Raw genomic sequence first — 20,976 nt, forward strand, 5'->3', positions numbered from 1 at the left:
AACCCAAGGGGTGAGGGGGACGCCACACGCGGTGACACCCCTCGCCTCGGGGAGTCCGGCAGTGTAGACAGGGCACATGGTCCGACTCCTGGGTCGAGTGGGGGCTGAGTCAACCCGTCCGGACGGTCGCGGCGTGCCGCGCGCGCCGGACCGCGCCGACGACACGCGCGGGCAGCGGACGCGGGTGCCGTCCGGCACGCCGGACGGACCGCGCGCCGACGGGGAGCGGCCGCGCCGCGAAAAACCCGGGCGACTGCGGTCCGCGCTGGGCGGACGCAGCCTCGCCGCGCAGGTGTTCGTACTGAACGTGGTCATCGTGCTGCTGCTGGCCGTGGCCGCGGCGGTGGCGCTGGTGCTCCAGGTGCGGCACGACACGACCGCGGAGGCCCGCAGCCGTTCGCTCGCCGTCGCCGAGACCTACGCCCACTCCCCCGGCATCCACGCGGCGCTGCGCAGCGCGCATCCCACGGCCGTGCTCCAGCCGTCCGCCGAGGCGGCCCGCAAGGCCGCGGACGTCGACTTCATCGTCGTGACGAACGCCGAAGGAATCCGCTACACGCACCCCAGACCGGACCGCATCGGCAAACAGTTCGTCGGGACGCTGCAACCCGCGCAGGCCGGTGGCACGGTGGTCGAGGAGGTCGACGGGACCATCGGGCGGCTGGTGCAGGCCGTGGTGCCGGTCAAGGCGCCGGACGGAAAGGTCGAGGGCCTGGTCTCGGCCGGGATCACCACCGAGCACGTGGGCGGTGCCGCGGAGCGGGAGCTGCCGCTGATGCTGGGCGCCGCGGCCGCGGGCCTCGGGCTGGCCACGGCGGGCACGGCGCTGGTGAGCCGACGGCTGCTGCGCCAGACCCACGGCCTCGGTCCGAACGAGATGACCCGGATGTACGAGCACCACGACGCGGTGCTGCACTCCGTACGGGAAGGGGTGCTCATCGTCGGCGGTGACGGCGATCTGCTGCTCGCCAACGACGAGGCGCGCCGGCTGCTGGACCTGCCGGAGGACGCCGAGGGCCGCGATGTGCACGACCTCGGCCTCGATCCGGGCACCGCCGAGCTGCTCGCCTCGGGCCGGGTCGCGACGGACGAGGTGTTCCTGGTCGGCGACCGGCTGCTGGCGGTCAACCACCGGCCCACGGACCTGGCGGGCGGGCCGCCCGGCAGCGTGGCCACGCTGCGCGACTCCACCGAACTGCGTGCCCTGTCCGGCCGGGCCGAGGTGGCGCGCGAACGCCTCGACATGATCTACGCCGCCGGGGTGGGCGTCGGCACGAGCCTGGACGTGACCCGCACCGCCGAGGAGCTGACCGACATCGCCGTACCGCGGTTCGCGGACTTCGCCACCGTGGACCTGTTCGACTCCGTGATCGACGGCGGCGAGCCGAAGCCGGGCGACGTGGTGCACCGTGTCGCGTCGGGCGGCATCAACCGGGGCGCGCCGCTGTACCCGCTCGGCTCCCGGATCAGGTTCGTCGCGTCCTCGCCGCACGCGCGCAGCCTCGCCACCGGCCGGGCGGTCCTGGAGCCGCGGCTCGACCGGGCGCCGGGCTGGCGTGCGCAGGACCGGGAGCGCACCGAGCAGGTGGTGGAGTACGGCATCCACTCGCTGATCACCGTTCCGGTGCGGGCGGGGTCGCTGGTCCTGGGCGTGGTCGGCTTCTGGCGTTCGCAGCGGCCCGAACCGTTCCACGAGGACGAGGTGACCCTCGCCGAGGAGCTGGTCGCCCGCGCCGCGGTGTCCATCGACAACGCCCGCCGCTACACGCGCGAGCACAGTACGGCGGAGGCGTTGCAGCGCAGTCTGCTGCCGCGCAGCCTGCCCGAGCAGAATGCCCTGGACGTCGCCTACCGCTACCTGCCCGCGCAGGCGGGCGTCGGCGGCGACTGGTTCGACGTCGTGCCGCTGTCCGGCACCCGGGTGGCAGTGGTCGTGGGCGACGTGGTGGGCCACGGGCTGCACGCGGCGGCCACGATGGGCCGGCTGCGTACGGCGGTGCACAACTTCGCCGCCCTCGACCTGGCGCCCGCCGAGCTGCTCGCCCTGCTCGACGAGCTGGTCAACCGTATCGACCAGGACGAGTCGGCGGAGGGGGCCGGCGCGCCCGTGACCGGCGCGACCTGTCTGTACGCGGTCTACGACCCGGTCTCCCGGCGCTGCTCGCTCGCCCGTGCGGGCCATCCGCCGCCGGCCGTGATCCGGCCCGACGGCCGGGTGGACTTCGTCGACATGCCGGCCGGTCCGCCGCTCGGGATCGGCGGTCTGCCCTACGAGACGGCGGAGGTGGAGCTGGCGGAGGGCAGCCGGCTGGTGCTGTACACCGACGGGCTGGTCGAGGACCGGAAGCGGGACATCGACGAAGGTCTGGAGCTGCTGCGCAACGCTCTGGGGCGGGCCGGGGACTCCCCCGAGGCCACCTGCCGGGCCGTGCTCGACGAGCTGCTCCCCGACCGGCCGGGCGACGACATCGCGCTGCTCGTGGCGCGCACCCGGGTGCTCGGCGCCGACCGGGTCTCGGAGTGGGAGGTGCCGATGGATCCGGCGGCGGTGCAGGACGTACGTGCCCGGGTGACGCGCCGGCTGGCGGAGTGGGGCCTGGAGGAGCTGACCTTCACCTCGGAGCTGATCCTCAGCGAGCTGGTCACCAACGGGATCCGCTACGGTGGCGCTCCCCTGCGCGTACGTCTGCTGCGCGACCGCAGTCTGATCTGCGAGGTCTTCGACACCGGCAGCACCTCGCCGCATCTGCGGCACGCGGCGACGACGGACGAGGGCGGACGCGGGCTGTTCCTGGTGGCGCAGCTGGCCGAACGCTGGGGCACCCGCTACACGCCCGACGGCAAGTTCATCTGGGCCGAGCAGCCGCTTCCCTGACACCCTCCGTCTACCCATAAACGCGGCTTATGGGTCCATAGACCGGACCCGCGTACCAACTAAGGTTTGCCTCAGTTTAGGCTTCCCGTCGAGTCGCCTGTCATCGCTCGAAGGGAACCTGATCATGCCCCGCCCCCTGCGGGTAGCCATCGTCGGAGCCGGCCCCGCCGGGATCTACGCCGCCGACGCGCTGCTGAAGTCCGAAGTGGCCGCCGAGCCCGGTGTCTCGATCGACCTCTTCGAGCGCATGCCGGCCCCGTTCGGCCTGATCCGCTACGGCGTCGCGCCCGACCACCCCCGCATCAAGGGCATCATCACCGCCCTGCACCAGGTGCTCGACAAGCCGCAGATCCGGCTCTTCGGCAATGTCGACTACCCGACCGACATCAGCCTGGACGACCTGCGCGCCTTCTACGACGCCGTGATCTTCTCCACCGGCGCGACGGCCGACCGGGAGATGCGCATACCCGGCATCGAGCTCGACGGCTCCTACGGCGCCGCCGACTTCGTGTCCTGGTACGACGGCCACCCGGACGTCCCGCGCACCTGGCCGCTGGAGGCCGAGAAGGTCGCCGTCCTCGGCGTCGGCAACGTGGCGCTGGACGTGGCGCGCATCCTGGCCAAGACGGCGGACGAGCTGCTGCCCACCGAGATCCCGCCGAACGTCTACGACGGTCTGAAGGCGAACAAGGCGCTGGAGATCCACGTCTTCGGCCGCCGCGGCCCGGCCCAGGCGAAGTTCAGCCCGATGGAGCTGCGGGAGCTGGACCACTCCCCCACCATCGAGGTCATCGTCGACCCCGAGGACATCGACTACGACGACGGCTCCATCGCCACCCGGCGCGGCAACAAGCAGGCCGACATGGTCGCCAAGACCCTGGAGAACTGGGCGATCCGCGACATCGGCGACCGTCCCCACAAGCTGTTCCTGCACTTCTTCGAGTCGCCCGCCGAGGTCCTGGGCGAGGACGGCAAGGTCGTCGGTCTGCGCACCGAGCGCACCGCCCTCGACGGCACGGGGAACGTCAAGGGCACCGGCGAGTTCAAGGACTGGGACGTCAGCGCGGTCTACCGGGCCGTCGGCTACCTGTCCGACAAGCTGCCCAAGCTGCCGTGGGACGTCGAGTCCGGCACGGTCCCGGACCAGGGCGGCCGGGTCGTCGAGGAGAGCGGCGCGCACCTCCAGTCGGTCTACGTCACCGGCTGGATCCGGCGTGGCCCGGTGGGCCTGATCGGCCACACCAAGGGCGACGCCAACGAGACGGTCGCCAACCTCCTGGACGACCACGCGAACGGCCGCCTGGGCGTGCCGGCCTCGCCCGAGCCCGAGGCCGTGGACGCGTTCCTCGCGGAGCGCAGCGTCCGCTTCACCACCTGGGAGGGCTGGTACAAGCTGGACGCCGCCGAGAAGGCGCTGGGCGAACCCCAGGGCCGGGAGCGCGTGAAGCTCGTCGAGCGCGAGGACATGCTCCGCGAGAGCGGCGCCTGAGACGACGCACCGGCCGGCCGTGGGCGACCACGGCCGGCCACCCAGCGGGGCCCGGCGGCACACCTGCTGCCGGGCCCCGCGTCCGTCTCTCCCGCCCGGGCCGCGCGGTCCTCGCGGTCCTCGTGTCCGCCGCGGGAAACCGGGTGAAGTCCCGGGCGATGCCTGCTAGCTTCCCCCGGTGTTCACCCTCCACGAGCCGCCCCTGTTCACCCGCCTGCGTGACGCGCGGCGGATCCTCGTCGCCGGCGCGGGCGGCGGATTCGACATCTACGCCGGGCTGCCGCTGGCCCTCGCGCTGCGGGCGGCCGGCAAGCAGGTCCACCTCGCGAACCTGTCCTTCGCCGACCTGTACGGACTGGACCTGGACGTGTGGCTGGAGCAGGACGTGGCCGCGATCCGCCCGGACACCGTCGCGCGCGGCGACTACTTCCCCGAGCGCACCCTCGCCCGCTGGCTGGAGCTGCACGGCATGCCGTCCACGGTGTACGCGCTGTCGCGTACGGGCGTCACCCCGTTGCGCGCCGCCTACCGCGAGCTTGTGGACCACCTCGGCGGAGTCGACGCGATCGTGCTGGTGGACGGCGGCACCGACATCCTCATGCGCGGGGACGAGGACGGGCTCGGCACCCCCGAGGAGGACATGGCCAGCCTGGGCGCCGTGGCCGGTCTCGACGAGGTGGAGCAGCGACTGGTGGCGTGCCTCGGCTTCGGCGTGGACGCCTATCACGGGGTCAACCACGCGCTGGTGCTGGAGAACCTGGCCGCTCTCCAGCGCGAGGGTGCCTGGCTGGGCGCGTTCTCGCTGCCGTACGACAGCAGTGAGGGCGCCCTCTACGTCGACGCGGTCGCCCACGCCCAGGACAGCACACCGGACCACCCGAGCATCGTCAACGGATCCGTGGCCGCCGCCGTGCGCGGCGAGTTCGGCGACGTGCGGTTCACGGAGCGGACGAAGAACAGCCGGCTGTTCGTCAACCCGCTGATGGCCGTGTACTTCTGCGTCGACGCGGTCGGCCTGGCCCGTCGCAACCTGTATCTGGACCGGATCGAGCACACCGTCCTGACCCGGCAGATCAGCTCCGTCATAGCGGAGTTCCGCGACGACCTGCCGAGCCTGCGCCCGCCCCGCGTGTTCCCGCACTGAGTTCCAGGCGAGTTCTAGGCGGGGACGGGCGACCTCGACAGCAGCACGAGGCCGCTCGCGCCCGCGCACGCCAGGCCCGCCAGCATGCAGACCAGGCTCAGCGCCGGGCCGGACGACCAGTCGACGGAGCGCGCGTGGACGGCGAGGACGACCGTCACCGCGAGCGCGGTCCCGGGCAGGGTCAGCAGGGCCGGGCGGGTGCGGGCGAGATCGTCCTCGGCGAGGGCGCCGAGCACGCCGGTGCCCAGGGCGAGCGCCCATACCCCGAGCGCCTGGGCGTCGGGGCGGGCGACGTCCCAGGGGACGAAGGCGGCCCAGAAGCCCGGTCGCAGCAGCAGGCCGGTGCCGATGCCCAGCCAGGCCGAGCCGAGCACGGCCAACGGCGGCTTCGACCAGTTGGGCAGCGGCAGCGCGCGCGGGCGCGCCGGGCGGGCGGCACCCAGATGCTGCCGGGTCAGGGTGGCGAGCGCGGCCACGCACAGCACCCCCAGCACGAACAGCCAGCCCAGGCTGAACAGCACCGCGACGACGCCGCCACCGCGGGCGACGTACAACCGTCCGGCGTTGAGCAGCGTCACGGCGAACAGGCCGACGAGCACGACACCGAGCGCGTACACGAGCGTACGCACGTCCTGCCAGCGTGCGGCCCGGCCGACGGCGAACAGGCCCGGCGAGGTGCCCAGCATCGCGGCGCCGACCAGCCCCGGGCTGAGGGAGCCGGGCGACGGCCAGGCGCCGAAGACACGACCGGTGAGGCTGACGGCGGCCAGCAGTCCGCCGACCAGGACGCTGATCACCGCCACCGCCGTGGCCAGGACCGCCACCCCGGCGGTCAGCGGCCGTCCGTCCGGGGCGGGTGTGACGGGAGTGTCCGGCACGGTGCTGTCCCTCCGATCCGTTCGAGTCGATTTCGCTGGATGACGCTGGTGTGTTCGGTCGCGGGGGTGATCGCGGCCGGTCGGTTCCGGGCTACGCGACCGTTCCGCCGACCGGTGACGCGGCCGGGGCCGCGACGGGAGCCGTCCGCCTGAGCACCTCGCGGGCGTACACGACCCGCAGGCTCACCACGGTCGTCGCGGCGAACGCCAGGACGCCGCAGCCGATCGACACCCCGGCGACGAGCGCCGTGTGCGGATCGAGTCCCAGCCCCCGTTCCAGCAGCGGGGCCGTGCCGGCCGACAGCACCGGGGCCAGGCACAGGCCCGTCAGCTGCAGCAGCCACTCCTCCCGGGCCCAGGCGCGTCCCTGCCGTCCGGCGCGCCGGGCACTCACAGCCATGACCGCGTAGGCGGCCGCGTACGGCAGCAGATAGGCCCACAGCAGCCGTCGCCCGGGGCCGGACGCGTCCAGGAGGGCGTGCACGATCAGGGCCAGGGCCGCCGCGCCGGCCAGATGGGCGGCGACCAGCACCGGCAGCGGTACCCACGAACGGCCCGCCCCGGCCAGCCGCCCGCGCCGGTCCAGGGTGCGCGAGGCGACGAGCGCGCCGAAGGCGACCACCGAGCCCAGGTGCATGATCGCCACCTGGTTGATGTCCGTCATGGGCAGTCCCGGCAGCAGCCACGGCAGCGCGCCCCACTCCAGCCGCAGCAGCGGCGCGGTCAGCAGGAAGCCGTAGCACAGCAGCATCCAGCGCTGGTGCAGGTCGGGGAAGCCGCCGACGGCCGCGAGGACGCCGAACGTCACGCTGAACACCGTGCCGACCAGGATGACGGCGAGCACGATCCAGAACGCGGCGCCGCTGAACGCGTCCGCGGGCGCGGTACGGGCGAGGTACAGCCCGGCGCCCGCCATCGAGGCGTACACGGTCGCGGCGAAGAGCACGCCGAGGATCCGGTGCGCCCGCCGGCGCCCGCGGGCGGCCGTCAGCAGCTGCGCGGGGCCCAGGAGCATGAGCAGCCCGCCGAGCACGGAGTGCACGATCATCGGCAGCAGGCTGTGCCGGTACGGTCCGATCCTGGTCGCCAGCGCGTCGGCCACGTACCGGGGCGAGACCGCGCGGCCGAGCAGCCACTCGCCGAAGGCCGGCGCGCCGGGACGGGCGTAGGGCCACAGTTCGGTCATCGCGATCGGCGCGTAGGCCACGCAGACCGCGGACACCGCGACGACGGCGCCACGGCGCCAGCCGGCCCTCGTTGGACGACGCACGACGGCTCCCTGCCCGCGGCCGGACCCCGGCCGCCGATAGTCTCTTCTGGACTATCGAGAAGGTAGGGGCGACCCGGCCGCGCGGTCAACGGTCGCGCATGCGTTCCTCGCGGCGGCCCACCCACTCCCAGAAGTCGGCCATCATCCGCTCGTAGCGCAGGCCGAACTCCAGCGCCTCGCGCTGTCCCGGGGTCAGCAGGTCCCCCACGCTCGCGGCGAGTTCCTCGTAGGTGCGCAGGGTGCGGGCGTGGGCGTCGAGCTGTTCGGGGACCAGCGCGTCGGGGCTGCCGCCGAACCACAGTTTGAGGATGCCGCGTTCCCTGGCCTCCACCGGCACGAACTCCGGGTCGTCGAGCCAGCCGCGCAGGGCGCTCCGGCCGGACTCGGTCAGCGTCAGCACCCGGCGGTTGCGGCCGCTCTCCTGCCGCACCTGGGCCAGCAGGCCCGCCGCCAGCAGGCGGTCGCACTGCGCGTACACCTGGGCGTGCGGCACGGACCAGAACGGCGCGACCGTACGGGCCGCCTCCACCTTCACGTCGTACGCACTCGCCTCGCCGAGCTTGTCGATGATGCCGAGGACGAGGAAGGAGGAGGTGGTCAACCGGGCGTCGGACATGGGCTGACCGTATCGTCCCGGAGCGGGCGGGAGCGCCGCACGGCGGGCCGCGTGCGGGGAGGGAGCGCGCGGCCGCCGTGCGACGGGTTGTGCGCCGGAGCGGCGGTCCGCGCCGACGCGGGTCAATCCGTGGTCGCGCCGATGCTGCGAGTGGGGCCAGGGCGGGTAGATCTCCTTCAGCGGCTATCCGCCCGACACCTCCCGCGAAGGACACACGGCCTTGGCTCTCACCTACCCTGACGCACCCTCAGCCCGTCGTCCCGGCAGGTCCTGGACGATCCGGGTGACGGGACATCGCGACCGTACCGCCACCGTAAGCTGCTCCTCGGCGTGCAGCATGCCTCCCCGTTCCCGCGACATCGCCGCCCTGCGCCGGTTCGCCGAAGCCCATGCCGCCGCCCACGCCAAGGCGGCGTCGGTGCGTCCCGACGCGGCCTGTTCGTGCCGTCAGCAGCGCTGCGTGCTGCACGAGAACACCCGGGTGTCCTGCGGGGGCGTGGTGCTCCTCGTCCTGCGCCACGATCCCTCGGTGGGCCAGGTGTGGACGCTCAGCGAGGTCTGCTCCGCGTGCGCCCCTCTGATGTCCCACACCCGGGTGCTGGGCCGGGCCGCGCCGCTCGGGAGGCCGGCCGAGCCGGGTATAAAGCCCCTGCCTCCGGAGTCTCGGGCGGCGACGCGCCTGGTCCCCGGCGGGTTCAGCGGGCCGCCCGGCGGCGACGCGCCCGACCGCGCGGTGCGCGGCCGACGCGGACGTCGTTGACCCGGGACGGTCCGCTCAGATCTCCAGCTCGTTCTCGATCTTGCGCAGCTGGTGCCGGGCCATCGCCAGGTTGGCGCGGTTGGACTCCAGCACGAGGTAGAGGAACAGCCCCGACCCGTCGCGCCCCTTCAGCAGCCGGATCAGGTGGTACTGGCTGCTCAGGGTGATCAGGATGTCCTCGATCTCGCCCTGGAGACCGAGGTGTTCCATCGTGCGCAGCTTGGACCGTACGACATCGGTGTTGCCCGCCGCCGCGACCTCCAGGTCGAAGTCCTTGCCCCCGCCGAGCGTGCCCAGCGCCATGCCGCTGGTGTAGTCGACGAGGGCCGCGGCGGTCGCGCCGTCGATGGAGCTGAGGCATTCCTTGAGGGAGACTTCCAGGTTGGCCATGGGTCATGTCCTTTCAGTTCGAAGGGGGTCGAGCAGGGGCGAGATGGTTCGGAGGTTCTAGTTGCCGGCCTCGGGCCGCAGCCAGTGCCGGGACTGCTGTGGTATCCGCAGCGGAAGGGTGCCGAGCGCGCGCCCCGGGTCGGCGGTGGGCGGCGGATCGTCCGGGAGCTCCCGCCGGAGGCGGCGCACGCCCGCGTCGGAATCGGCCTGGGCCGCGACGAGTTCGGCGATCCGCTTGCCGCTGCGTCTGCCCTCCAGATGGAGCCGGCCGACATTGGCGCGGTCGTCGGCGAGCAGGGTGAGCACGGCGGACGGCCCCGCCGCGTACGTCGCCACGTAGCCGTCGGTGCCGCGCACCAGCAGCTCGCAGAACCCACCGCGCCGGGCGGTGTCCACCATGCGGTGGGCGACACCGAGGGCTGCCGCGGTGAGCGCCGCCAGTCCCTCCGTCTCGGCGTCCGGCAGGTCCTGGGCGAGGACGAGACCGTCGACGCTGGCCGCCACGGATCCCGCGAGCAGGGGTATACGGGTGCGCAGTCGGCGTAGTTCGCTCAGGACGTCGGCTTCGACGGCCATGACCAGTCTCCTTTCGGCACGCTGTCGTCGCGCGCGGATCACAGGGCCTCCAGGGCGTTTCGAAGCCGCCGCAGCAGGGCGGTGTCGATCTCGTCCTGGGCCGCCGGTTGCCAGGGAAGGGCCGGGGCGGGGGGCATGGGCGGGGCGGATACGGTGGTGACGAGGCCGTCGGCGGCGAGGCGCCGCAGTTCGACGAGCGTGGGGAACGTCCGCCAGGCCAGCACCGACGCGATCTCGGCGGCCGTGCGCACTCCGTCGACCTGCGCCAGCGCGCGGCCGCGCCGGGCGGGCAGCGCCGCCGCGCGGACGCCGGGCACCCGCACGAGGGGGGCGTTGTCGATGTCGGGCTCGGGCCAGATGCGCTGGAGCTGGTCACGCCGTCGCTGCGACTCCCGTACGACGGTGTCCACCGGGACGGGCCGGACCGCGCCGAGCCAGTGGCCGATGTCGGGGCGGAAGCGCGGCGCGCGGCTGGTACGGCCGAGGGCGAAGTACGCGGCGTCGAACAGCACGCCCAGGTGGCACAGCTCCAGCGCTCCGGCGGCGAGCCGCCCGCTGTCGACGAGTTGCCGGCCGACGCTGCTGCGTCTGCCGCCCCGGTCGAGCGCCTCCTGCCAGCCGTCGGGGTCGACGGCACCGCTGCCGGTGAGCAGCAGGCCCAGGTCGGGGGCGAACGGGGAGTCCACGTGCGCGACGTGTCCGGCCAGCAGGTAGAAGGTGCCGCGCTCGCCGCTGAGGGCACCGGTCGCGCGGTCGGCGGCGAGGCTCTCGAGCGAGTCCAGGACGGTGGCGTCCGCCGGCGGTAACGGGGTCATCCGAGCACCAGCCGATTCGCCGTCTCGGCCAGCCTGATGCGGGCCAGGGCCAGATTGCCGTCGGCGCGGTTCAGCCAGAGGTGGAGGAAGACGCTGCTGTCGAAGGGGGTGGAGACGAAAGTGATCACGTGGTAGGAGTCGACGGTCGTGACGATCACGTCCTGCACGGGCGGTGCCGTGTCCGGGTCGGCCTCGACCCCGTCGTCGGCCTCCGCCCCGTCGCCGGCGTCCCCGGGCGCGAAGGAGCGGCTCTCCAGCGCGGCCCTGGCGAACTCCGCGGTCTCCGCGGCCGCGGCCTCGTGGTCCCCGCCGGCCGCCTCGCCGACCACGCCCAGGGCGAGCCCGCTGACCCAGTCGACCACCGCCGCGCCTCGGGCACCGGGCACCCGCATGGCGTCCAGGAGACTCTCGTCGATTCCGGGCACGCAGGAACCCCCCTTCCCGCACGGATGTATCGCGAACGTGATGTTGAGACTACGGAATGTGTCGGCCGCGGGTGAGGGCTTTGGCATTTTCCAAAGGAACATGCGCGGTTATGGCCGAGGACGATCGCTGCCCGACTCGAACCGGAGGCACCGCGAGGGCCCGCCCGCGCGGCCCGGGGGCACGGAGGCGACCCGTCCGGCCGCGACCGCCGGGCGCCGGAGCGGGCGCCGGTCACGGGTGTGCGCCGGTGGTACACACAGACCATCGCGCACCGCATGGATGCGACGCGCCGGGCGACCCCCGCCTGGCCGTACGCACCCCGGGACGACGATACTGGCTCTCGCACGTCGCCCCCGCACCACAGATGGACTCATGCCGACCTCTCCCACCGCGCAGCCCACCCATCCCCCGACGGTCTGGCTCGTCCGGGGCCGCCATCTCGGCCCGGCAGCGGCCGACGTCCTGCGCAAGAACCTCCGCTTGCTCAAGGACACCGAAGTGATCCTGGACTGGCTGGAAGTGCCGCAGTCCGACGGCGCCCCGGACGAGCGGATCTTCGAGGCCCGCTGGTCGGCCGGAGCGCAGGTGACCGTGCGGGCGCGGCTGACGCTCACCGAGGACACGGCCTTCGGGCAGGACTGGACGCTGGTCGCGGAGGCCGAGCAGCCGTGGGACCAGCGCTGGCCCTCCCCGGCCGCCATGTTCTGGCCACAGGAGCGGGACACCGCCTGGGACCACGAGGCCACCACCCGTCTGAGGTTCCTCGACACCAACCCGCTCCCCGAGGACGACAAGGAGCTGCGGCGTGTGCTGCGCGCCGCGGTGCGCGGCAGCTGGGCCGTCCATCTCGTCGTCCACGAGGCCATGACGCCCGACCAGCGGGGGCGCCGCCCGCTGACCCCGCTGCTCGGACCCGGTCTGCACCACCGGGTGGTGGAGCACCGCGCCGCGCCGCACCAGCTGCGCTCGGTGAACTGGGCGCTGCGCGAGTTCGATGTGGAACTGCCGCGCGGCGGCGCCGTGGTGCTGCCCGGGACCCCGGCGGCGCCCGGCTACGACGCGTCGGCGTTCTCCGTACGCAGCGTCTTCCTGGACGGCTCGGAGCCGACCGAGGTGCTCGACGCGGTGACACGTTTCGCCGCGTCGCCCAGGCCGCTGCCGGTCGGCGCCGAGACCGCGCTGACCCAGCTGCGGGAGGACTGGCGGCTGCTGACGCTGGAGGAGGAACTGGCGCGTGAGCGCAAGCTCGTGGCGATGTACGCCGAGGCGCTGGAGGCCATGACGCAGTCGCGCGACCTGTACCGGGAGGCCGCCGAGCGGGCGAACGAGGCGCTGGCCGCCTACCGCGAGGGCGGCGCGGCGCGGCCCCCGGCCACCCGCGCGAGCGGTTCTCCGTTCCAGCAGTTGACGCGCACGCTGGAACGCTTCAAGGCCGGTCCAAAGGGACGCCCCTGGACGGCCCCGTCCGCCACGGACACCCCGTCCCCCACCGCCGCCCCGGACGCCCCCGCCGAGACAGCCGGTACGACGGGTACGGAGCCCTCGGCCGACCGCTGAGGGCAGTGCCCGGCGCACGCGTCACGCGGCGCCGAACCGGTTCACGCCCCCCACCGCGTCACGCTTGCGCGTCGCCCTTCCGCGCGGACGGGACACCGACGAGCTTCACCAGGAACCGGTCCACCTGTTCCTCCAACGGGGGCCAGGGCAGCTCGGGCTCGTTGACGCGGAGCGAGACCGCGCCGTGGACGGCCGTGCGCAGATCCAGGGAGACGGTCTCCGCGTCGCCGCGCGGCGCCAGCCCGGCATCCATGCAGCGGCGGATCGCCGCGGTCGTGCGCTCGGCCATCTCCTCCTTGAAGGGCATGTCCCTCCGCCGGTTGAGCGTGCTCTCGTGCAGCACCTTGTACAGCCCCGGATGCTCGCGCGACCACGCGCCGAGCACCGCCGTCCGGGCGCGCAGGGCGGCCACCGGGTCGACGCCCGCCTCCGCGGCGTCCACCGCGCGCAGAAGGCCCGCGTGACAGTGCTCCAGCGCGGCCAGCACCAGTGCGTCGCGGTCGGCGAAGTGGATGTAGACGGAGGTCGCGGCGATGCCCACCTCGCGGGCGACCGCCCGCAGCGACAGCGCCTGGTCGTCGGCGAGTTCGTCCAGCAGTCGCAGCGCCGCCTCGACGATCTCGCCGCGCAGCCGCTCGCCCTGGCCCCGTGGGTTGCGGCCGCGCGGCGCGGTGCGGGCGGTCGTTCGGGCCGGAGTCGTCGCATCCATGGTCGGTCATTGTATTCGGGACACCTTTAAGGCTACGGTCGTAGCCCTACAGGTGTTCACTCAAGGAGTCACCATGACACTGCCGACCCGGAAAACGGTCGCGGAACTGGACCCGGTATTAGCGGAGATGGCTGCGGCGACGTACCGACTCAGCCGTGGCACAACGCAGTTGACGCCGCGTGAGTCCGCACTTCTCGGCCTCGTCGCCGACGTCTGCGAACAGACCCTCGGGATGCCCTTCGAGATGCATGCGCGGGCCGCCCTGGACGCCGGCGTCGACGCCGACGATCTGCGCGAGCTGCTGCGTTTCATCTCCTACGACAGCGGCTACCCGGCGGCGCTGGCCGCCCTGGAGCGGCTGGCCGAGATCGAGCGCGAGCACGGCCTGCCCGGACCGACGGGCCAGGGTCACCGGGTGGACGCGGACGGCACGGGCAGCCCCCTCCCCATGGCGATGCGGGGCGAGGTGCACGCCCTCGACCCGGACTTCGCCGACTACATGGACCTGCAGTCGCGGATGCGCGCCGGCATGTCCCGGATCAGCGTCCGCGAACGGGCGTTCGCCACCATGACGGTGGACGTCCTCTACCAGACCCTCCAGGAGAGCTTCCGCGCCCATGTCGGCCGCGCGCTGGGCGCGGGAGCGACGCCCGACGAGGTCCGCGCCGTCGTCCGTGCCACCGCGCCGTTCGGGATGACCCGCACCTGGCGCGCCCTGCACGTCCTCGACGCGCTGCTGGCCGAGCACGAAGAGCCGCGGACCGGGCAGCCGCGGGCGAAGCAGGCGCAGGCCGAACAACAGGCGCAGCCGCCGGCGTAGAAGCAGGCGGACCTGCGGCTCGGCAGCGGCCGACCGTCCACGGCCCGCACCGCGCAGGAGACCCGGGCCGTCGGACCCCTCCGGCGCGGTGCGGGCCGCGGCCTTCCCGACCCTCCCCGACCGTCACGGAGAGTACGCAACCGACGCCGTGGCGCGCTCGGTCGGGGCACGGCCGCCCTCACCCCGCCGAGGACCGGCACCCGACCCGGCTCAGCTCATGACCAGGTGCCCGTGCCCCCGCGCCGCCGGGTTGGAGCAGCCGGGTGAAGCGGCCTCAGCAAACGTGCTTTCCGCCGACAAAAACGGGCATTCGACTACCGACAGCGGGGGAAAGTTACGGGGGTAGACCAGACGCGGCGCGGCAGACCGCGCGAGGGAGGGTCCGTGGATTCGACCACCACGTTCATCACCGTCGCCGTGGTGGCGGCGGTGCTTCTGTTCGCCCTGGCCGTCGGGGTGTTGGTGCGGCTGGTCCGGGCCCGGCAGGGCCTGCGCCGCGCCGGGCTCCCCACCGGGCCGCGCTGGGTCTTCTGGGGCGCGGTCCTGTATTTCGTACTGCCGACCGACCTGTTGCCCGATCCCGTCTATCTCGACGACATCGGAGTACTCCTGCTCGCCCTCCGCACCCTGCACCGTTCTCCCGACCGCTCCGGTGCCGAGGGCTGACCAACGGGCGCCCCTCGCGCCAAATGTCACGGAGAGTAAGGAAACCAATCACCCGTTCGATTCGTATAAGTACCTGGGGGTCGCACGAAGACAACGGGCCGAGTGACACGGCCGGGCGACACCGCTTGATCGAGGCAGTACCGAAGAGGGAGAGACCATGCAACCGTTCGCGCTCAACTACGCACGCCCAGCGGCGGAGTTGGAGTTCGTGACTCCGTACGCCTACGACTCCGGACGGCAGTTGAACGTGCTCTTCGACGGTCGGATAGCCGCCCGCGACCACGCCCTGCTGAGAGAACTCGGGACCACGACCTCGACGGCGGGCTCGAAGACCCACTTCGACGACTGAACACGAGCGGCCGACCATGACCGTACTGATCCTCACCTGTGAAGAAGACGTCACCACGGACATGGTGATCGTCCACCTCAACGCGACCGGCGTCCCCGTGGTCCGGCTCGACCCGGCGGACCTCACCAACGGCGTCGCGCTGTCCGGCGAGTACGTCCACGGCGCCTTCCGCGGCCATCTGTCCTCCGCGGGGCGCCTGGTGAGCATCGAGGGCCTGCGTTCCGTCTGGGTCCGCAGGCCCGGCGCCCCGGCCGCCCACGCCGCGGGCGCCTCCGCCTGGCTGGCCGAGGAGTCCTCACAGGCCCTCTACGGCATGCTCCGCGGCAGCGGCGCACGCTGGATGAACCATCCCGACGCGGCCGTGCGCGCCCGCCACAAGCCCTGGCAGCTTCATCTCGCCCAGCGCAGCGGGCTGCCCGTCCCGGCCACGCTGATCACGACCTTCCCGCAGGCCGCCCGTGAGTTCGCGGAACGCTATCCGGATCTGGTCGTGAAGCCCGTCTCGGGCGCGCATCCGCAGGATCCGCCGCGGGCGGTGCCGACCAGCCGGGTGGCTCCGGACGCCGACTTCACGGCGGTGGCGTACGGCCCGACCCTGCTGCAACGCCGGGTCGCCAAGAGCGCCGACATCCGGTTGACCGTCGTCGGCGAGCGGATGCTGGCGGCCCGCAAGGCGGCGGACCCGGACGCCGACCCCGACCTGGTGGACGTGCGCTACGCCTCACCCGCCGTGCCGTGGCGCCCCGTCGAGGTGCCGCCACGGGTCGCCGACGGGGTGCGGGCCTACCTCCGCAAGGCGGAACTGGCCTACGGCGCCTTCGACTTCGCCGAGGACGCCGACGGCACCTGGTGGTTCCTGGAGTGCAACCAGTCGGGCCAGTTCGGGTTCGTCGAGGTCGACACCGGCCAGCCCATCGCCCACGTCATCGCGCAGTGGCTGGCCCGGCCGGTGGCGGACGCGCACCCGGAACACGCAAACTGCACCGGTACCGCCATGCCGTGAGCCCCGGCCCGCACCCCCACACCCCGACTTCCCCGGCCCGTACCGTGCGCCCGGGCCCCCGTCCCGACCCGCGCACGCCCCGGCGCGCCCCCGGCCTGCCGAAGGGTCGGTCAGCGCGGCGACTGCCCGGGCATCAGGGCCGTCCGCTGCCACCCGGCACCGGGCGAGGATGCGCGCGGCGCGGTCTCGGGATAGCCGAGCGCCTGCGTCGGGCGCAGCACTATCTCCAGTTCCCGGCTGACGCGCTCGGCCTCCCGGCGCACCTGGCCGGGGATGTCTCCGCGTTCCGCGATGAGTCGGTCGTAGATGGGGGAATCGTGGAACACCGGGCAACGTGCCTTTCGTCTGGTACGCCTCTTGCGCTGCTGCGCCTCGGCACGATTGCCGAGTCTAGGCGCCCTCGCACACCTCGGTGTTAATTCCGGGAGAGACAGGGGAGAACCGGACAGCATTCGACACACCGGTCTTTCCGTACGCCGCGGCCGCCAGCAGGGCGTCGGCCCTGGTGATCGCCTCACGCACCCCCTCCGTTCCCATCAGGACGCACAGGGTGTAGCTCACGTCCTCCAGCTCCCGGGCCGCGGCGGCCAGGCCGTCCCGTTCGGCACGGGCGATCTGCAACGACGCGTATCGGGTGAGCAGCCTTCTGACGACCTTCGGGTCCGGAACCAGCACGCGACGCCCCTCTCTCGGATGTGCGCTCCGTCTGCCCCGTCCGCCGCCTGGCATGCACGGCATCCGAAGCCGCCCGCTTCCAAATCCGCCGAATGCAGTTGAACAAGGGGCACGCCCCTCTGAACGAACGGTGTACCCCGATGTCCCGCTCCAGCCGCTTCCTCTGCGCCCTCTATCTCGTCACCGGCTCCGGACTGGCCTGGCCCGCCGTCCTCGAGTTCCGCTTCGGGCCCGCGTGGGCCGGGTGTCTGTTCGTGGCCGCGAGTCTCGTGCCGGTGATCGCCGTCCTGCGCGAGAGCGTCCTGTGCGACCACCGCAGGGACGCGGCCCGGCTGCGGCGGCTGCACGCGACCTCTGCCGCGCACGCCGGCCGCACCGCCCTGGACCAGGCGGTCCGCTCCCAGCTCGACGCCGCGTGCTGCGAGCGCTGGTGGACCAGCCTGGGCGCCGACCACGACTCGGCGTGCCGGCACCGCACCCACCGGAGCAGCGCGGCCTGACCGGCACCACGGCGGGCGCTCGGGCGTTCGCCGCGCCCGGACGCAGTGGTGCGACGACGAGACGGTACGGGTGGCTCACTCCCCCAGCGCGCGGGCGAGCTCCGTGGTGGCGCGGGCGATCTCGGCGTCGTCCTCGGCCATCAGGTGGCACAGCTCGGCACGGCGCGCGCGGACGGCCTGCCGCGCCTTGCGCTCCCAGACGACGTGGTTCTCGTGGTGGTTGAGCAGTTTGGGATAGACGGCGGCCGTGGCCTCCCACTGGCGGGCGTCGGCGATGTTGCCGAGCAACTCGATGATCTGCGCCCGGCAGGTGACCTGCGGGAGCCGGGCGAGTTCCCAGAGGAACGGGACGGTGGCGGCGGTGGCCTGCTCGACGACGAAGCCGAACTGGCAGATGCGTTTCCTCAGGTCCTCGAGCGCGCTTCTGGCCGTCTCTGCGTCACCCCAGGCGACGCTGTTGAGCAGCAGCGGGATGGCGGTGGCGGAACCGGAGGAGTCCTTGATCTCGTGCCAGGGCACCTGCCCCAGGGTCATCAGGGGTGCGGTCCTGGCCACGCCCCGCGCGGGTGTGTCGCTGTCGGTGCGCTGCGTGCTCGGCTGTGCGGTCGGAACGGGGCGCATGGCGGTGAGCCTTTCGACGACGGTCGTGTCAGCGGCGGGGGCGGGGCGACGGCTCGGCACGGGCGGTGGTGCTCGCGGGGACCGGACGGTCCGGCTCCCGTGGTCGCGCAGGTCCTCGGACAGGGAACGGTCCGCGCCCGGCCGGTGTCCCGGCGGCACGGTGGGCGGGTACGGGCCCTCCGTGGCCGCGGCCGGCACGGGAGCCGCTGGACGAGCCGGCTCCCGGCGGCGGCCGCTCCCCGGGATGTGCGGAGTGGACGGTTCGCACCGGCGCCCCACTGATACCGGTCCCACCTGCCGACAGCGCGGCCTCGCCCGCCGGCCGGACCGCTCCGAATGCAGGTGACGACACGACATCCCCCTGATGTGAGGTCAGGTTGCGGCGTCCACACGGGGGTTGACGCCACAGCTATTATCCACGCTGAAGGCCTCCGCGTGCAATTGCACGAGAAATTGCGCGAAAGTCAGCGGTCGCACGCGGGGTTCGGCGAGAGACGTGAACAGCGGCGAGGAACGAACAGCAAGGAGACGTCGGTGCCAGGAGTACACAACGGTGTGCGGGCCAGTTCACTGGACGCCACCTGGGTCAAGAGCCGTCACAGCAACGCCGAGGGCAACTGTGTCGAAGTCGCCTCGCTGACCGGCGGAGGCATCGCGGTGCGCAACTCCCGCGACCCCGACGGGCCCGCGCTCGTCTACACGCCGGCCGAGTTGGCGGCGTTCCTCGCCGGGGCGAAGGAGGGGGAGTTCGACCATCTGCTGTGAGCCCGCCGCGGCAGCGGACGGCGAGCGCGAGCGGAATCCAACTCCCCTGCTTTCCGGCCACACATGAAGGAGACCGGAAGCTGCGATAGGGTGGTTGACACTTCTGCCGGTCAGCTGGGAGTCAGGATGTCCGCCGAGTCGCATCGCATCTCCCGTCTCGAACCCTATCTGGACAGACCCGAGCCTGCCCCGACTTTGCTCAAGATGCTGGTCGGCGTGCAGCTCGCGGGCTTCCGGGAGGACGCGGGCCTCTCCCAGGACCAGGCGGCGCGCACCCTGGGGTTCAGCGGGGCGAAGCTCTCCCGCATCGAGTCGGGCAAGGGTCGCAGGCCGCCGACGGAGCACGACGTCCGCGCGCTGCTCGAGCTGTACGGCACGGACGCGTACGCGACCTCGGTCCTGCTCAAGCTGCTCCAGCGGGCGGGCGAGCCCGGGTGGTGGCAGCGGTACGACAAGCGGTTGATGCCGGAGTGGTTCGACCGTCTGGTCGGGTTGCAGGAGGCCGCCGCCACCATCCGTACGTTCGAGATCCAGTACGTACCGGGCCTGTTGCAGACGCCTGCCTACACCCGGGCCGTGGTGGAGCGGGGTCTTCCCAACGCGACGGCCGCCGAGGTGCAGCGCCGGGTCGAACTGCGGATGCGCCGGGCGGAGCTGCTGTCACGCAAGGACGCCCCGCAACTGTGGGCGATCGTCGACGAGTCGGTTCTGCTGCGCGTGCTGGGCAGTCCCACGGTGATGCGCGAACAGCTCGCGCACCTGGTCGAGATGGCCCAGCGGCCCCATGTGACCGTGCAGGTCGTGCCCCTGGACGTGACGAACGCGTCGGCGCCCGCCATACCGATCACCTATCTGCGTTTCGGCGGGCTCGACCTGCCCGACGTCGTCTACCTCGAGCACATAAGAAGCGCGAACTTCCTGGAGGACCGGGACGAGACGGAGGAGTACCGGCTCGCGCTGGACCGGCTGGCGGACGAGGCGCTCAGCCCGCGCGAGTCGGTGCGGTTGCTGCGCTCGACGATGGCGGGACGCTACCAGCGGTCGTGAGCGTCGCTCACGGTCCCCGTTCGTGAACGCCGCGGAGCCCCGGACGCGTTCCGCTCCGGGTTCCGCGGCCGTGTTCCGTGCCGGGTCAGCGAAGGCGGCCGACGCCGCCGAACTCGATCCACTCCTGGGTGAGCTGGCGCGGCGCCACCTCGCTGTCCGGGCGCCAGCCGGACACCTCCACCAGGCCCGGTTCCAGGATCTCCGTGCCGTCGAACAGGGCCGCGACGTCCTTCTCCTGGCGAACCCGGCCCCAATGTCCCTGCGTGGCCTTGTCCATGAAGTCGGTGACGAACGCGCGGACCTCGGCGTCCTCGCTGACCAGCTGGCACATCACCAGGAAACTGCCGGGCGCGAGTCGCTCGCTCACCCGGCGGACGACAGCCCGCGGACCGTCGGTCTCGCTGTCCGGGATGCAGTGGAAGACCGAGTTGAACAGCACCGCCACCGGCTCCGAGAAGTCGATCAGACGCCGGGTGTCCGGGTGGTCGAAGATCTGGTCGGTGGCCCGCAGGTCGGCGTGGATGACGGTGGTGCGCTCGTCCTGCTCCAGCAGCGCCCGGCCGTGGACCAGCACCATCGGGTCGTTGTCGACGTAGACGACGTGCGTACGCGGGTCGACGCGCTGGGCGACCTGGTGCACGTTGTCCTGGGTCGGCAGGCCTGAGCCGTGGTCCAGGAACTGGCGGATCCCGAAGTCGGTCGCCAGGGTCCTGACCACCCGCTGGAGGAAGCGCCGGTTGTTCACGGCGAGCCGACGGGTGCTGGGGACGACCTTGTCGAGCTCCTCGCAGGCCGCCCGGTCCGCCGCGTAGTTGTCCTTGCCGCCGAGGTAGTGGTCGTACATCCGGGCGGCGGTCGGCACATTGGCGTCGATCTTCGTGGACAGCTGCTTTTCCATGTGTGTCGCTCCCCCAGCTCTGTACCGCGCCACCTGCCCGACTGACAGTACATCCTAGGGACTTGGCCTTCGGCCGTTCCAGCCTGTGCGCCAAACTCGCCGCGGAACAACCAGGTTGCTCGCGCAA

Annotated in this window: 24 protein-coding genes; 12 read left to right on the forward strand and 12 right to left on the reverse strand. The window is 72.6% G+C overall.

The features are described 5' to 3' along the window. Positions 1 to 76 precede the first annotated feature (76 nt). The 3 genes from ACWC24_RS21510 (at position 77) to ACWC24_RS21520 (ending at position 5,508) form a co-directional block, all read left to right on the forward strand. A complete protein-coding gene (locus tag ACWC24_RS21510; RefSeq protein ID WP_450664437.1) occupies positions 77 to 2,875 on the forward strand; it encodes a SpoIIE family protein phosphatase in 2,799 nt (932 codons plus the stop codon). A gap of 124 nt (positions 2,876 to 2,999) precedes the next feature. Next, on the forward strand, positions 3,000 to 4,364 hold the full coding sequence (locus ACWC24_RS21515) for an FAD-dependent oxidoreductase (protein WP_450664438.1): 1,365 nt from the start codon (positions 3,000 to 3,002) through the stop codon (positions 4,362 to 4,364). Between the two features lie 178 nt (positions 4,365 to 4,542). Beyond that, positions 4,543 to 5,508: a DUF1152 domain-containing protein gene (locus ACWC24_RS21520; RefSeq protein WP_450664439.1), complete on the forward strand. Its 966-nt coding sequence runs from the start codon at positions 4,543 to 4,545 to the stop codon at positions 5,506 to 5,508. Positions 5,509 to 5,522: 14 nt separating this feature from the next. Here ACWC24_RS21520 and ACWC24_RS21525 read toward each other — a convergent pair whose 3' ends face one another. The 3 genes from ACWC24_RS21525 to ACWC24_RS21535 form a co-directional block, all read right to left on the reverse strand. Continuing rightward, positions 5,523 to 6,386 (reverse strand): hypothetical protein, encoded by an 864-nt coding sequence (locus ACWC24_RS21525; protein WP_450664440.1) that lies wholly within the window; start codon positions 6,384 to 6,386, stop codon positions 5,523 to 5,525. A gap of 91 nt (positions 6,387 to 6,477) precedes the next feature. Then, on the reverse strand, positions 6,478 to 7,656 hold the full coding sequence (locus tag ACWC24_RS21530; protein ID WP_450664441.1) for a DUF2306 domain-containing protein: 1,179 nt from the start codon (positions 7,654 to 7,656) through the stop codon (positions 6,478 to 6,480). An 85-nt stretch (positions 7,657 to 7,741) separates the two neighbouring features. Next, a complete protein-coding gene (locus ACWC24_RS21535) occupies positions 7,742 to 8,272 on the reverse strand; it encodes a helix-turn-helix transcriptional regulator (protein ID WP_450664442.1) in 531 nt (176 codons plus the stop codon). Between the two features lie 337 nt (positions 8,273 to 8,609). Here ACWC24_RS21535 and ACWC24_RS21540 point away from each other — a divergent pair, with 337 nt between their 5' ends. Then, positions 8,610 to 9,032, forward strand: a complete 423-nt coding sequence (locus ACWC24_RS21540) for a hypothetical protein (RefSeq protein ID WP_450664443.1) — start codon at positions 8,610 to 8,612, stop codon at positions 9,030 to 9,032. 15 nt (positions 9,033 to 9,047) lie between these two features. Here ACWC24_RS21540 and ACWC24_RS21545 read toward each other — a convergent pair whose 3' ends face one another. From ACWC24_RS21545 to ACWC24_RS21560, 4 genes are read right to left on the reverse strand one after another with little or no spacing between them, the layout of a single operon-like run. Further along, positions 9,048 to 9,422 (reverse strand): hypothetical protein, encoded by a 375-nt coding sequence (locus ACWC24_RS21545; RefSeq protein WP_450664444.1) that lies wholly within the window; start codon positions 9,420 to 9,422, stop codon positions 9,048 to 9,050. Positions 9,423 to 9,479: 57 nt separating this feature from the next. Beyond that, positions 9,480 to 9,998 carry a roadblock/LC7 domain-containing protein gene (locus ACWC24_RS21550; RefSeq protein ID WP_450664445.1) on the reverse strand — a complete coding sequence of 173 codons (519 nt, stop codon included), beginning with the start codon at positions 9,996 to 9,998 and terminating at the stop codon, positions 9,480 to 9,482. A 38-nt stretch (positions 9,999 to 10,036) separates the two neighbouring features. After that, positions 10,037 to 10,813 carry a hypothetical protein gene (locus ACWC24_RS21555; protein WP_450664446.1) on the reverse strand — a complete coding sequence of 259 codons (777 nt, stop codon included), beginning with the start codon at positions 10,811 to 10,813 and terminating at the stop codon, positions 10,037 to 10,039. Then, the gene (locus ACWC24_RS21560) at positions 10,810 to 11,238 is read right to left on the reverse strand and encodes a hypothetical protein (RefSeq protein ID WP_450664447.1); all 429 of its coding nucleotides are present in this window, start codon (positions 11,236 to 11,238) and stop codon (positions 10,810 to 10,812) included. The genes ACWC24_RS21555 and ACWC24_RS21560 overlap by 4 nt, the downstream gene beginning before the upstream one ends. 373 nt (positions 11,239 to 11,611) lie before the next feature. On the opposite strand from ACWC24_RS21560, the gene ACWC24_RS21565 reads away from it, so the two are divergent. After that, complete coding sequence (locus ACWC24_RS21565) at positions 11,612 to 12,796, forward strand: hypothetical protein (protein ID WP_450664448.1); 1,185 nt, start codon at positions 11,612 to 11,614, stop codon at positions 12,794 to 12,796. Positions 12,797 to 12,854: 58 nt separating this feature from the next. On the opposite strand, the gene ACWC24_RS21570 is transcribed toward ACWC24_RS21565, so the two are convergent. Continuing rightward, positions 12,855 to 13,505, reverse strand: a complete 651-nt coding sequence (locus ACWC24_RS21570) for a TetR/AcrR family transcriptional regulator (protein ID WP_450664449.1) — start codon at positions 13,503 to 13,505, stop codon at positions 12,855 to 12,857. A 73-nt stretch (positions 13,506 to 13,578) separates the two neighbouring features. Between ACWC24_RS21570 and ACWC24_RS21575 the strand changes: the two genes are divergently transcribed. From ACWC24_RS21575 to tgmB, 4 genes are all read left to right on the forward strand, one after another. Beyond that, positions 13,579 to 14,325 (forward strand): carboxymuconolactone decarboxylase family protein, encoded by a 747-nt coding sequence (locus tag ACWC24_RS21575; protein ID WP_450664450.1) that lies wholly within the window; start codon positions 13,579 to 13,581, stop codon positions 14,323 to 14,325. A gap of 384 nt (positions 14,326 to 14,709) precedes the next feature. Next, the gene (locus ACWC24_RS21580; protein WP_162468528.1) at positions 14,710 to 14,991 is read left to right on the forward strand and encodes a DUF1232 domain-containing protein; all 282 of its coding nucleotides are present in this window, start codon (positions 14,710 to 14,712) and stop codon (positions 14,989 to 14,991) included. 157 nt (positions 14,992 to 15,148) lie between these two features. Beyond that, entirely contained in the window at positions 15,149 to 15,340 is a 192-nt protein-coding gene (gene tgmA / locus ACWC24_RS21585; RefSeq protein ID WP_152887452.1) for a putative ATP-grasp-modified RiPP, read from the forward strand. 16 nt (positions 15,341 to 15,356) lie between these two features. After that, the gene (gene tgmB / locus ACWC24_RS21590) at positions 15,357 to 16,343 is read left to right on the forward strand and encodes an ATP-grasp ribosomal peptide maturase (RefSeq protein ID WP_450664451.1); all 987 of its coding nucleotides are present in this window, start codon (positions 15,357 to 15,359) and stop codon (positions 16,341 to 16,343) included. Between the two features lie 110 nt (positions 16,344 to 16,453). On the opposite strand, the gene ACWC24_RS21595 is transcribed toward tgmB, so the two are convergent. Both ACWC24_RS21595 and ACWC24_RS21600 read right to left on the reverse strand, forming a co-directional pair. Next, positions 16,454 to 16,669 (reverse strand): hypothetical protein, encoded by a 216-nt coding sequence (locus tag ACWC24_RS21595; RefSeq protein WP_450664452.1) that lies wholly within the window; start codon positions 16,667 to 16,669, stop codon positions 16,454 to 16,456. A 64-nt stretch (positions 16,670 to 16,733) separates the two neighbouring features. Continuing rightward, positions 16,734 to 17,018, reverse strand: a complete 285-nt coding sequence (locus ACWC24_RS21600; RefSeq protein WP_450664453.1) for a DUF5133 domain-containing protein — start codon at positions 17,016 to 17,018, stop codon at positions 16,734 to 16,736. A gap of 140 nt (positions 17,019 to 17,158) precedes the next feature. Between ACWC24_RS21600 and ACWC24_RS21605 the strand changes: the two genes are divergently transcribed. Further along, positions 17,159 to 17,518 (forward strand): hypothetical protein, encoded by a 360-nt coding sequence (locus ACWC24_RS21605; RefSeq protein ID WP_450664454.1) that lies wholly within the window; start codon positions 17,159 to 17,161, stop codon positions 17,516 to 17,518. Positions 17,519 to 17,593: 75 nt separating this feature from the next. Here ACWC24_RS21605 and ACWC24_RS21610 read toward each other — a convergent pair whose 3' ends face one another. Beyond that, complete coding sequence (locus ACWC24_RS21610) at positions 17,594 to 18,139, reverse strand: hypothetical protein (RefSeq protein WP_450664455.1); 546 nt, start codon at positions 18,137 to 18,139, stop codon at positions 17,594 to 17,596. 534 nt (positions 18,140 to 18,673) lie between these two features. Between ACWC24_RS21610 and ACWC24_RS21615 the strand changes: the two genes are divergently transcribed. Together ACWC24_RS21615 and ACWC24_RS21620 are read left to right on the forward strand one after the other, a co-directional pair. After that, positions 18,674 to 18,904: a DUF397 domain-containing protein gene (locus ACWC24_RS21615; protein WP_450664456.1), complete on the forward strand. Its 231-nt coding sequence runs from the start codon at positions 18,674 to 18,676 to the stop codon at positions 18,902 to 18,904. Positions 18,905 to 19,030: 126 nt separating this feature from the next. Next, entirely contained in the window at positions 19,031 to 19,951 is a 921-nt protein-coding gene (locus ACWC24_RS21620; protein ID WP_450664457.1) for a helix-turn-helix domain-containing protein, read from the forward strand. A gap of 85 nt (positions 19,952 to 20,036) precedes the next feature. On the opposite strand, the gene ACWC24_RS21625 is transcribed toward ACWC24_RS21620, so the two are convergent. After that, entirely contained in the window at positions 20,037 to 20,849 is an 813-nt protein-coding gene (locus tag ACWC24_RS21625) for an SAM-dependent methyltransferase (protein ID WP_450664458.1), read from the reverse strand. Positions 20,850 to 20,976 lie beyond the last annotated feature (127 nt).

It is taken from the genome of Streptomyces sp. NPDC001443, from assembly GCF_053597355.1.